Below are 14,672 nucleotides of genomic sequence, written 5' to 3'. Positions count from 1 at the left end.
ATCCTCACAAACACACAGAACCATCACAGAATACGGTTCAGAAATGCAAAAAGCAATGAACCAAAAAATGGAAAAACAAGAATATAAAGACGAATACGCCAAAAGATCAAGCGTTGAAGGACCATTTGGAATATTCAAAGAACAATTCCAAATAGAAAAAGAAGTAGTCATCGGAATGATAAGAACAGAAGAAAGAATAAACTTAGACGCACTAACATACAATCTAATACGATTACACAACATAAAACAACAAAAACAAAACACAACAGAAGACTTAGAAGATTTCTGCGAAAGCACATCCATCAAAAACCAATTAAAACTCGAAGTAACAATATTTTAAAAAAAATAACAAAATCTGCCAAAATCTAATTTTGGCGGACACCCTTTAGTAAAAAAAAGTTCAATTAAAAAAAAATGATAAAAATAGAATTAAATAAAAAAAGTAAAAAAATTAGGAAAATCTATTTCCTAAATCTTCTTCTAAATTCATTTGATCCTATTGCTAAGAGAACCAATAGCAATATCCAAAGTGGATTACCGGTAGGATAGTCAGATAAACTAATGCCTTCTTTTACATCTACTGGAATTTCATGTGAAGCATTGCGATTATTAGTTTCATTATGGATATCCTCATTTACAACTACACGGACCATAGACGTAGATGAGTTATATTTTGCATCACCTGAATAAACAATAACCGCATCATAAACACCAGCAGGTAAACCCGGAATGACAATTACTGCTTTTCCATTGGATACTGTAGCTGTGTATTTTTTACCATCAATAGTGACTGTCACAGTTCCAGTTGCATCGCTTGGAAGTTTGACTGTAATTTTTTCATCTTCACCTACAGTGATCTCATCAGCAGTAGCTGAAATAGATGATGAAGCTTTCTTGACTGTGAATGAAACAGTAGTAGAACTTTCTTCATATTTGTCATCACCAGTATAAGTTAGTTTTGCATTGTATTTACCGGCAGGAAGTTTTGGAATAGTTATTCTTGCAACACCATTTACAACATCTGCATAGTAACCTACACCATTGATTTCAACCAATACCTGACCAGTTGCATCTTTAGGAAGTGAAACAACAATTACTTCATCTTTTCCAACGACAACATCTTTTCCAAATGCAGAAATGCTCTTTTTGACTTTTTCAACATTGAATTCTAATGAAGTCAAGTTTTCAGAGTATGAGTCATCACCTGAATATTTGACAACAGCTGTTTTCTTACCTGCATCCAAGTCAGTTATTTTGACTTCCGCCTTACCGTCTTTGACTTCAGCAGTGTATGATTTACCATCAACTTCAACGGTTACAGTTCCAGTAGCCTTACCCGGAACATTTACAACAACCACCTGTGTTTGACCAACACTGACATTATTTGCTGATGCATATATTGGAGCATCATATTTTGGAACAACAACTGTTGAATTTACAGTTTTACTAGCATAATCCTTGTCACCGGAGTAAGTCACTTCAATTTCATGGACACCCGGAGTGGATTCATCGATTGTCACATCTGCAGTACCGTTTTTGACCTCAGCAGTGTATGTTTTGTTTCCAACTTTAACAGTTACAGTTCCTGTTGCATCGTTTGGAACAACAACTCTAACGGTTCCGTTACCTAAATCAACAACATCAACTGTAGAATCTATTTTTGATACAGTAAACATTGTAGCATTTACTGCAGGCAGGTATTTTTGATCTCCATTGTACCTTACAGTTACATAATATTCACCTTGTGGAAGGCCGGAAATCACCAATACTCCGTTACCACCACTAACAGCTACAGTATATTTTCCTTCACCGGATACGGCGCTTAAAGTATCATCATCCAAGTTGTAGTTGTATTCGGTTCCATCGATAATAACTGTTACATTTCCGGTCGCATCACTTGGAACAAGCAATTTGATGTTTTCGTTTTCACCAACCACAATGTTTACTGCGGTAGGAATTACGAATGACTCTACCTTTTCAACCTTAAATGATTTGGATGTGGAACTTGAAGCGTATTTGTCATCGCCAGTGTATGTCAAGGTTACATTATAGTTTCCGCTTGACAGATGTGGAATCTCACAGGTTCCTGTACCATTTGTAACATTCACGTAGTATCCTACACCATCAATGTCAATCAATACTTGACCTGTTGCATCATCAGGAAGTTTAACAGTAACTGTTAGGTTTTCACCGGAACCTATATCATTAATTGTTGCAGTGATTGTAGCATTGTTTTTATCTACACTGAATTGAGCAGTAGTTGTATTTGCATTGTAGTTGCTGTCACCATCATAGCTTACAAATATTGATTTGTTTCCATCTTTCAAGTCGGCAATTTCAAATGTTGCTTTGCCGTCTTTGATTGGAGCAGTGTATGTTACACCATCGATTTCAACAGTCACATTACCAGTAGCATCAGCAGGAACATTTACGGTTACAGTTGCTTTATCTCCAACTTTAATATTTTCAACAGTCACTGTGACTGGAGTGTCTTGTTTTGGAACTGTTACTTTACTTGTAGTTGAAGTTCCGTCGTGGTTATCATCACCCGGATAGATTACTTCAATTTCATGCTCGCCAGGAGTTGCATTGGTCATGTTTATAATAGCTTTGCCATCAACAATTGGAGCAGTGTATGTTTCATTTCCAACTTTAACTGTAATATTTCCGGTTGTGTTTTCAGGAACAACAACTGCCACAGTGCCGTTTCCTTGATCAATGACTTTGACATCATCAGGTGTGACTTTTTCTTTTACGACTTCCAATTCAGTGGAATTGCTGCTTGAATCGTATTTGTCATCACCGTTGTATGTTGCTTCAACAGTGTAGTTTCCTGCACCTAAATCAGGTACAACAAGTACTCCTTTACCACCGGATACAGGAACAGTATATTCCTTATCACCAATCTTGATTGTTACATTACCGGTAGCATCACTTGGAACAGTGACTTCAACAACTGCCTTATCACCATAAGTAATGTTGTCAACTTTAACTGAAACAGATGAAGGAACGCTTTCTATTTCAAATGATTTTGAAGCAATTGCAGAAGGACCATACTTGTCATCGCCAAGATATCTGGCAGTCACATCATGGTTTCCGCCACTGAGTCCAGGAATTACAAGTTGTCCTTTGCCGTCAGTAATATTTACATAGTATCCTACACCATCAACATCGACTAAAACAGGCCTAGTCACATCTTTAGGAGCTGTAATGTCAATGATTGCATTGTCACCATCGGATGTTACATCAATATTGACTTCTGGGTTGTTTTTGGATACAGTTATATTAGCTGTTGTGTGGTTAGCTGTGAAGTTATTATCACCAGCGTAATCCACAGCAATTGTCTTGGTTCCAGCAGTCAAGTTTTCAATTGTGAATGTTGCTTTTCCATCTTTGATTTCTTCACTGTATTTTACACCATCTATTTCAATTGTTACATTACCGGTAGCATCTTTAGGAACATTTACATTAATTTCACCGTTTTGGCCAACTTTAATGTTTTCAACACTTACAGACATTGGTGTATCATGTTTTGGAACTGTTACTTTACCTTTTGTTGAAGTTCCGTTGTAGTTGTTGTCTCCAGGATAGATTACTTCAATTTCATGTTCGCCAGGAGCTAAATCAGCGACATTTACAACAGCTGTACCGTTGACAACAGTAGCATTGTACTCTTTATCTCCGACTTTTACTGTCACATTACCTGTAGCGTTTTCAGGAACTACAACCACGACAGTGCCGTTTCCTTGATCAATGACTTTAACATCATCAGGAGTGAGTGCTTCTTTAGCAACTTCAAATTCAGTTGAGTTAGTGCTTGAGCGGTATTTATCATCACCATTGTATGTTGCTTCAACAGTGTAGTCTCCTCTGTGGAGTTTAGGAACAGTCAGGTTACCTTTTCCGCCACTTACAGCAACAGTGTATGTTTTTCCTGCAACTTTAACAGTGATGTTACCTGTTGCATCTTCTGGAACGTTGAAGATTATTACTTCATTGTCACCTACAGCAATGTTTTGAGTTTCAATAGTTAAAGTTGAGTTGTTTTTGTTTACTTTGAATGTAGCTGAATCAGCAGATTTTGCAGTGTAGTTTTCATCACCTAAGTATGTTGCAACAACTGTATAGTCATCAGCAGGTAAGTTATTGAGTTCTAATGTAGCTTTTCCACCTGTTACATTAGCATAGTAATGTTGACCGTTGATGTCAATTAATACTTGACCGGTTGCATCATCAGGAACAGTTACAGTAATTGTCTGTTTGCCTCCAACAGTGCAGTTTTGGATTTCAACTGAAACAGGAGCATCGAGTTTAGTTACTTCAAAGATTGCAGAAGTCCAGTTGCCGGTTAAGTTCTTATCACCATCATAGATTACATTTACAGTATGGTTTCCACTTGCAAGTTTTGGAGTTGTGAAGTTTGCTCTGCCGTTTGTTAGCTCAGCAGTGTAGTTTACACCGTCAATGTTTATAGTTACATTGCCTGTTGCATTTACATTATTTATAGTAATGTTTATTACTTGGGTTTCACCTACTTTGACGGATGGTGCTACTTGAACATCCACGGTAGTGTTTTGTTTGCCTACATTGAATACTGCATTAGCAGTAGCTTTGTTGTAGTTTTCATTACCGTTATAGATTGCTTCAACAGAGTATTTTCCAACTTCCAAGTTTTTAACATCAACATTAGCTTTACCATTGTATTCAGGTACACTCCATCTGGATGCCATTAATACTGCAGTTCTGCCATTTTCTAAAGTTAATTCGGCAACTTTAGTTACACCGTTGATTATTACAGTTACATTTCCAGGAGCATTTGAAGTTATTACAATGTATTCGACATCACCGTATGCAATATCTTTAACTTCAACGTTTATTACAGGATCTGCTTTTGCAACTTCAAATTCAGCTTCAGCATCAGTTGAGCTGATATCATCATTACCATTGTAGGTTACTTTAACTGTGTAGTTGCCGGCATCAAGTTCAGGAATAAGATATTCTACTTTACCGTCAACAATAGCTAAATCAGGAATAGTTACGACTCCTTCAATTTCAATGGTTACATTACCTGTTCCATTTACGAATACTGTAACTGGAACTTTTTCACCGTAAGTTACATTACCAACAACAAGTTTAATTTCAGATGTTGTTTTTGCGACAGTGAAGTTTGCAGAGTCAGAACTGCTTAAGTATTTTTCATTTCCATTATAGGTTACTTCAACTGTTTTGTTTCCGACAGTCAATCCAGGAACGATAACACTTATCACACCATCAGTTATGCCAACAGTGTTTACATATTCATTTCCAATCTTAATGGTTACGTTACCGGTTGCGCCAGTGATTACAATAATATTTACTGCTGCAACATCTCCTACAGTAATGTTGTCTACTTTAACTGTTACAGTGGATTGGATTTTAGCAACGTTAAAGCTTGCATCACCAGTGCTTCCTGTGTAGTTTGCATCTCCAAGGTATTCTGCATGTACATTATAGGTTTTATTTTCTAAATTGTCAAGCACTAATGTAGCATATCCGTCATTTCCAATAGTTACATAATGTTTGACACCGTCAACAGTAATTATTACTTGACCGGTTGCACCTGCAGTTACATTTACTTTTATAGTTTCAGTCTTGTCGATTGTTGTATTAGTTAAGGTTATTGTCAATTCGGAAGCTAATCTGTCAACAGTGAATTTATCAGAAGTCCAGTTACCAGTTAGGTTTGCATCTCCTTCATAAATCACTACAACAGAGTGAGTTCCGTTTGTTAATTTATCTAAAGTTAAACTTGCTTTACCGCCGGAAATTGGTTGAGTGTAGTTTTTACCATCAACATTAATTATTACATTTCCGGTTGCGTTTACATTACTGATTGTTACATTGATTATTTCTTTGCCATTTACATTAATGTTATCAACTTCAACGTCAACAGTCACGTCGGCTTTAGCTACTTTGAATACAGCATTTGCAGTTCCGGAGGTGTAGTTTTTATTACCATTGTAGATTACTTCAACATCATATACTCCAGCTTTAAGGCCAGTTACAGGAACAATAGTGCTGTTATTTACATCTAAGACAACATCTTTAGCAACAACATTGCCGTTAACTTTAATTGTTACGTTTCCTCCTGTGTTGACTGTTACTGTTATGTGTTCAGTATCATAGTATGTGATGTTTTCAACACTTACATCCACACTAGGAGCAGCTTTTGATACATTGAAGTAAGCAGTAGCATCTTTAGTTGTTAAGTTTGCATTTCCATTATAGGTTACATCGACACTGTGTCTGCCGGCATCAAGGCCAGTTACGTTTACAGTTACAAATCCATTTTCAAGAACTTTTTCTTCGAATACTTTGTCACCTACAGTAATGGTTACATTACCGGTTGCATTTACGTAAACTGTAATTGTTTCAGTGCCGCCATAAGTTATGTTTTGAGTTATGATTCTTATATCAGCGTTTGTTTGACTTACTTTGAATTTGTTCTTAGCAGAAGCATTTAGGTATTTTTCATTTCCTGCGAAGTATACGGTCACATTGTATTCTCCAGCAGCCAAATGGTATACTGTCAGGTTACCTTTGCCTTCATTTACAAATGCAGTGTAGTTTCTGGCGCCGATTTCAACTTTAACAATACCAGTTATGTTTTCGGCAGTTTCAAATTTGATCAGTTCGGAATCGCCAACAGTAATGTTGGTTCCATTTACAGCAAATGCAGGTTGTAATTTGGATACTTTCAGGGTTGCATTTGTATTGTTTGCCAAGTATTTGTAGTTTCCAAGGTAAGTTACGTTAAATTCATGTTCTCCAGCTTTAAGGCCAGTTATGTTGAATTGTGCCACACCTTCAGTGATGTTTGCATAGTAATGTTTGCCGTCAATGTCAAGTAATATTTGACCGGTTGCATCACCAGGCACAGTCACATTGATTTGTTCTACAGAACCAACTGTTGAGTTGGTTACTTTAATGTCCATTGAAGTATTGATTCTATTTACTTCAAATTCTTTTTGAGCGGATACTTTAGAGTTATACTTATCATTACCTGCGAATGTTGCAACGACTTTAATTGTAGCATTGTTAACAGGAGTGTATTCATAAGTAGCTTTATCAGCATTTGAAACATGTACTGTGTAGTTTGCACCGTTGATTGCGAATATCACATCACCAGTTACAATTACATTTAAGTTGGCTGTGAATGTTACAGGACTGCCCACAACAATGGTTGAAGGATCAGTAGTGTCATTAACGCTAATTGTTAAATTATTTTTAACAACTTTGAATGAAACAGATGTAGTGAAACCAGTGTAATTTTCATCACCATCTAAAACGGCAGTTATAGTGTAGTTGCCTTCACCTAAACTACGGATAAAGTCATGGATATTCGGATTAGAATTGTATGTTGTGACATAATTACCATTAATGTAAATATCAAGTTTTCCAGTAGAGTTAATCACATTAAATTCAATGTCTATGTCTTCACCAACCACATAGATTGCTTTTGCACCATCAATAGAGATAAGTGAATTGTTTGGAAGGACAAGGAATTTAACAAGAGCGGAAGTTACATTATTGTTATAATCATCACCTGTGAAGAATTCGACTGTAGCGTTATGAATGCCTCCAGACAATTTGGATAAATTGACAGTAGCAACACCATTCTCTACGGTTCCAATAAATGTCTTTTTACCTACAGTGATATTTACTGTACCATTTGCATTATTTCCAATGACAATGTTGGCAACAGCATCTTTAGGATAAGTCACATCATCAATAGTTACATTAATGGAAGGAGTAACTCTAGTTACATTGAAGTTTACAGTTACTGATTTAGTGTTATAGTTATTATCGCCATAGAATGTTACATTAGCAGTGTATGTGCCTGCAGTGAATTTGCCAATGTTAATTAATGAAATTACGTCATCATCATATTTGATTGCACTTACATTGACTTTTACTTTACCAGTGAAGTCTGAAGGAACAGTGATTACAATACCAGCATTTTCTTCAACAGTTACATTTAATCCGACTGCAGCTGCATTTAAATTAGCTGCGATGACATCGAATGAAGTAGTGTTGTTACTGCTTGCAGAGTATTTATTATCACCAGCATAAGTTACATTTACTCCATAATTAGCAACATTTAATCCTGATACATTTAATTTGCCCACTCCATTTACAACAGCAACAGTGTAATTCTTACCATCAACTCTAACAACAACAGAAGCGTTGATTGAAGGATTCATAGTAACTGTAATGACTGCATTGCCACCATAAGTTACAGGGTCTGCAACACTGACTCCAATTGAAGTAGCAATCTTATTGACTTTTAAGGTTACTGTGTTGGAAGTGCTTCCGGCATAATCATCATTACCTGCAAATACTGCATTAATGACATATGTGCCGTTGGCGAGATTTGTTAAAGTAAATTTGCCTTCACCATTTACAAGACCAACAGTGTGATTATTGCCATTAACTTTAACTGTGACAATTGCATTCATGTGGATAATATTATTAAATTCATTTAATAACTGAATGCTGACAGTGGCATTATCGCCAACATCTATGGAATCATTATCAATGCTGATTGATAGGCCAGTGATTATTTTATTTGATAATAATGTTTTAACTTCAGAAGTGCTGTTTGCATATTTAGCATTACCTGCGAATTCCGCCTTAATGGAATAAGTAGCATTTGCCAAATTAGTAATAGGATATTCTCCATAACCGTCTATAACCGCAACCCTGTAGTTCTTATCAGTACTACCAGCAGTACTGACGGTTAAGGTCACATATCCAGTAATTTCAGGAGTCATTGTAACTTTAACTAAGACATCACTGCCCGCAGTAATAGGGGAATTAAAGTCAACAGCCACATTAGTTGCGACTCTGTTAACAGTGAATGTTTGAGGATCTGATACTTTGCTATTATATTCTTCATTACCTGCGAATGTTGCAACAACGGTCAAAGTAGCATTGTTAACCGGAGTGTATTTATATTCAGCAACATTAGCATTAACGATATGTACTGTGTAGTTTGCACCATTAATATTGAATACCACATCACCTGTGACGGATTTTCCTAAATCAGCAGTGAAAGTAACCTCATTTCCGACATAGATAGTACTTGTAATTTCACGGACACTGATTGTTAAATCATCTTTAACAACTTTAAATACAGTGCAGTTATGTGCTGCATCATAATTATCATCTCCGGAAAGGTTAGCAACAATAGTGTAAGTTCCTTCAGTTAAACCAGCAGGAATAGTCACTTTATTGCCTGAAACAGTGTAAGGTACACCATTGATTGTGACATTGACTTTACCGGTAGAGTTAACAGGAGTTAAAGTAATTTCAATAGCTTTTCCTGCTTTGAATTCATTATCCACAGTAATTTCAATAGCGGAAGTTGCCTTACCTACATTGTAATTAGCGGTAACGCCGGATTTATCAGCATATTTGCTGTCATGACCATAGCTTAGGGTAACTGATTTCTGACCGGCAGAAGTTTCCTTATCTAAAACAATGGTTGCTATACCGTTTTCAACTTTAACAGTCTTACCTCCAATTGTAATATTACCGTCAGCATCACCAGGCATGATAACAGTCACTGTGGAATTGCCTCCGACAATAGTGTCTGAAACGATTACAGTGAAATCATAGGATGATACTTTATTCACACTGACCCTATAATTATTGTTTTCACTGCCGCTGTATTTGTCATCACCAAGATATTTTACGGAAATTGGATATACTCCGTAAGGTAAACCTGTGACTAAAACAGTTGCTTTGGAATCAACAAGACCGACACTCTGGGTTTCGCCGTTGACTGTGACATTGACAACACCTGTTGCGCCGTCTGTGACACTGATTACAATCTTAGCTATTTGACCCACTTCAATAGTAACATCACTTAAACTGACCTTGGAAGCAACACGGGATACGCCATATTGTTTTAAAGCAGATGAATTGGCATTGAACTTATCATTGCCTGTAAATGTTGCAACAACATTTAAAGTAGTGTTATCTGCAGGAGTGTAAGTGTAAGTAGCGGTTATACCATTAATCGGTACAATGTAGTTGACACCATTAATATTGAATATGACATCACCTACCTCAGATTCATTTAAAGTTGCAGTGAAAGTAATAGGGCTGCCAACATTAATTGTAGTGATATCACTTAAAGTGACTGTTAAATTATTTTTAACAACATTGAATACTTTATAGCTAGTTGATGCTTCATATTTATCATCGCCTGCTAAATTAGCAACAATAGTGTAAGAACCTTCACCTAAATCACTGACATATACTTTATTACCGACAACATTTTGAGGTTTACCGTTAATGGTAACAGTAATAGTGCCGGTTGAATTGATTTTGGTTAAAGTAATTTCAATTCTTTCTCCAACCTTATTAATCTCTTTAACATCAATTTCTATGTCTGAAGAAGCTTTGACAATATTGAATACTTTAGTATCGCTGGATCCATAATAATTAGTACCCTCAGCAATAGTAGCAACAACACTGTATTCACCAGTGACATTTGCAGTGAAAGTAACTTGATTATTAGTTACAGCGTAATCTTTACCGTTGATTTTAACAGTTGCAGTACCATTTTCTTGACTTAAAGTAATTGTTACGGTATCACCAATAACATATATGCTATCCACAGTAATACCAACACTGGTATGAGCCTTATCAACATTGTAAGTAGCCTCAACACCGGACTTATCAGCATATTTGCTGTCAAGAGCATAACTTACGCTAACAGATTTTGGACCAGCAGAAGTTTCTGTATCTAAAACAATGGTTGCTTTACCGCCGACAACCTTAGCAGTCTTACCATTGATTGTAATATTACCGTTTGCATCACTAGGCATGTAAACAGTTACAGTAGACTTGCCGCCAACGACAGTATCTGAAGCGACTACAGTGAAAACATAGTCAGATACTTTATTTACATAAATATGTTGAGTGATATTCTCACTTGCAGAGTGTTTATCGTCACCACCATATTTTGCAGTGATTAAATAAGTACCATTTCTCAAGTTAGGAACATAAACAATTGCTTTGGAATCAATAAGACCAATAATTCTAGTTATTCCATTTACAGTCACATTTACAATTCCAGTAGCACCATCTGTCACAGTGATTAGGATTGTAGCAACTTCACCATCCTCGATAGTGACATCACTTAGGCTGACAGTAGTGGTAGCTTTATTAACAACTAACTGTTTAATTGAAGATGAACTGTTTGTGTAGTTTTCATTTCCTGCAAATTCTACTTTAACATCATAATTACCGTTCATTAATCCGTAAACAGTGTATGATCCATTTCCATTTGTTAAGACAACGTTAAATGTTTGATCACCAACGGTTAAAATAGCGGAACCGTTGATTTTTTGAATCATGGATATGTTGAATTGTACACCTTCTCCGGCAGGAGCAGGTGTTATGAACGCAACATCAATATTGGATTCATTTCTATCTACAGTAAATACTGCAGTTCTGGAATTGAAACCATATGTGGTATCACCAGGATAAACCGCAGTGACTAAATGCAATCCACCAGATAAATTGTTTAATCTTAAAGTTGCAATACCATGATCATTAGCTTTTCTGGAGTATGAAACTCCATCAACAGTAATAGTGACATTGTTTACAACAGCGGCAGGTACTGTCACAGTGATTGTAGTGTATTCGCCATAAGTATGATTTTCCACACGTAAAGTCATATCCCAACTTGCACCTTGATTAACAGTGAATATGTTTGAGTTATTTTCTTTAGGACCGTACTTATCATCGCCTTGATAGGTAACATTTACTTCATGTTGACCAACAGGCAAAGTAGGGTCAGAATTAATGGTTACTGTAGCAAAACCATTTACCATTGTATGTGGATAAACAGTTCCATCAACTTTTACAACTAATTTATTGGTATCTGCATCAGTAGGTAAAACAATAAGGATTGTTTCAGTATCTCCAAAGTTAATATCACTTACATATACATCTAAATCGTAATTTGAAACTTTGTTAACTACCAATTGAGTAGTATCATTTGAACCGAGGTATTTCTTATCACCAGCAAAGCTGACATTTACATCATAAGTGCCGTCATTAGCAAATCCGAAGAGGTCATATTGGCCGACACCATTTATGATAACAACATTATAAGTCTTATTATAAGTTGCATTACCGACTGTTAAAGTAACAGTTGCATTGATTTGTTTATCAACAGTAATTGTAGCAGTGGAAGTGCCTCCAAGAGTTATAGGAGTGGTTACAACCACATGAATTGTTGTGTCAACTTTACTTACATCAAATGAGGCTATTTCAGATTCGTTTGCCAAGTATTTATCATCACCATTATAGATTGCTTTAACAGTGTATGTGATATTTTCTAAGTCTTTAATGGTCAATGTAGCTACATTGCCACTTATATGTGCGAAATAATTAACATTATTGACTGAGATGATGACATCTCCAGTTGCATCAGTCACATTTAATGTTACAGTGACTGTTTTTTCATCACCGACATGAGCATCACTGCCCACATCAACAGTTAAATTGATAGTGTTTTTAACAACATTGAATACTTTAGTATTGGTAGCTGAATCGTAATTGGTATCGCCTGCCAAATTAGCAATAATTGTGTAAGTACCTTCAGCTAAACCGTCAGGAATAGTTACTTTATTATTTTCAACAGTTTGAGGCACACCATTAATAGTAACAGTGACCTCACCAGTTGAATTGATTTTGTTTAAAGTAATTTCAATATTCTCTCCAACCTTATAAACATTTTCAACAACAATTTCAATACTTGAAGAAGCATGATTTACTGTGAATCTAGCGTTAGCAGTAGCGTTATCATTATAATTATCAGTAGTGGTGAATTCAATTACCGCATCTTTTGAACCTGCATCCAATCCGGTTAAGTCAACACTACCACTACCTTTTGATATAGATCCTGTAAATACTTGAGTACCAATAGTGATTTTAACAGTACCATTAGCATTATTGGCTACACTAATTACAGCAACAGCTTTATTAGGATAAGTTACATCCTGAATTTCAACATCAATATTAGGAACAAGTCTTGAAACAGTGAAGTTAACTGTTAAAGTCTTATTGTTATAATTTGAATCTCCATAGAAGGTTACATTTGCACTGTAGTTGCCTGCAGTCAATTTACTTATTTCAATTAAAGTTTTAACAACATCATCATATTTTACAGTAGTGATATTGATACTTACATTACCTGTGAAGTCATTATTTATAGAGTTAATGATGAAAGTAGGATTATCTTCAACAGTTACATTTAATGCTGACACATCAACTGTTAAGTCTGCTTTAGTTACATTGAATTTAGTTGAATTACTGATTATATCATGTGAATGATCACCATTGTAAGTAACACTTACTGAGTACTCATTTACATTTAATCCCATTATATAGAATGTTGCTTTACCATCATTATCAAGTTCATCCATATAGGTATTGCCGTTTATTTCAATCTTTACAGATCCAGTTTGGCCTTCACCAGCTTGAACAAGGATTTCAACAGGGTTTCCATATGGAGTATTCTCAACAGTCACATTTACTAAAGACGGTAATCTGTCAACAGTGAATGTTTCTCTTGCATCAGCAGTAGTATAATTATCATTACCATTATAGACTGCTGAAACAACATTTATTCCATAGTCCAATTTACCAATTAAAGTAGCAGTTCTGCCTGTAAGGTCTACAGTATATTCTTTATCTCCTATGTAGAATGTTACATTGCCTGTTGTGTTTCCACTGACAGTTGCAATTACATTTTTACCATCTTGTGTTAATGTAATTGTAGGAGTTGCTTTAGGAATAGTAGGGAAGAATTTTTTGAATTTGGCAGAATAGTTTGCATCACCAGCATAGCTTACGTTTGCCTCATGTCGACCTGCTGAAAGGTTGTTGAGGGTTAAAGTAGCACTGCCCGAAATGATAGATGCATTATACTCAACACCATCAATGGTAAATGTTAAGTTACCTGAAATGCCAAGAGGTATGTTGCTTATGATGAAAGAAGTGTCTTCACCATATGGCTCATAGTTACCGGTTATAGTCATATCCCAATTGTTATTTTGATTTACCTTGAATTTGGTATTGTTCTTATCATCTGGAGCATACCTGGAGTCACCATTGTAAGTTACATTTACAACATATTCTCCACCAGACAATCCGCTTACAACCAGATCAGTAGAACCATCTATGAGGTCTATAGTTCCCAAATTGGTTCCATTAATATAAATTGTCACATTTCCGGTAGCATCGGTTGGAACTCTTACCCTGATTGTAGCATTGTCCCCGTATGTGATGTTATCAACTTTTACATCAAAGACATAGCTGGTTTGTTTATTGACAGTGAATGTTATCTTGGTTGAATTTGTAGCGAAGAAATCATCACCCATATATTCCACAGGTATGTCTGTGTAGGTACCGCTGAGCAAATTAGGAATGCTGAATTGTGCTTCTCCACCTACAATCTCTACAATGTATTTTTTACCGTCGATAGTTACTTTTATGAATCCTTGTGCAGTATTATTTACAGTTACATTAATGATTAAAGGATCTCCAACAGTGATTGGAGTTGTTAGGTTTGCAGTAATGTTTGTATTGAATTTTTTCACTTTGAATGT

The 14,672-nt window shown here is 35.8% G+C and carries 2 protein-coding genes (1 of these 2 cut by a window edge); one reads left to right on the top strand and one right to left on the bottom strand.

Annotated elements, in window-relative coordinates; genetic code table 11:
• A partial coding sequence (locus Q0P94_RS00250; RefSeq protein WP_295112208.1) for a transposase occupies positions 1-340 on the top strand: 340 nt, incomplete at its 5' end.
• 121 nt (positions 341-461) lie between these two features.
• On the opposite strand, the gene Q0P94_RS00245 is transcribed toward Q0P94_RS00250, so the two are convergent.
• Positions 462-14,672, bottom strand: the 3' portion of a protein-coding gene (locus Q0P94_RS00245) for an Ig-like domain repeat protein (protein ID WP_295112206.1). 13,233 nt of this gene lie beyond the right edge of the window; only the last 14,211 of its 27,444 coding nucleotides appear in the window; its start codon lies off the right edge, out of view; it ends in the stop codon at positions 462-464.

The organism is uncultured Methanobrevibacter sp. (assembly GCF_946184425.1).
Taxonomy (GTDB): Archaea; Methanobacteriota; Methanobacteria; order Methanobacteriales; family Methanobacteriaceae; genus Methanocatella.
The sequence above is the reverse complement of the archived record's forward strand: the minus strand, read 5'-3'. Positions and strand labels throughout refer to the sequence as shown.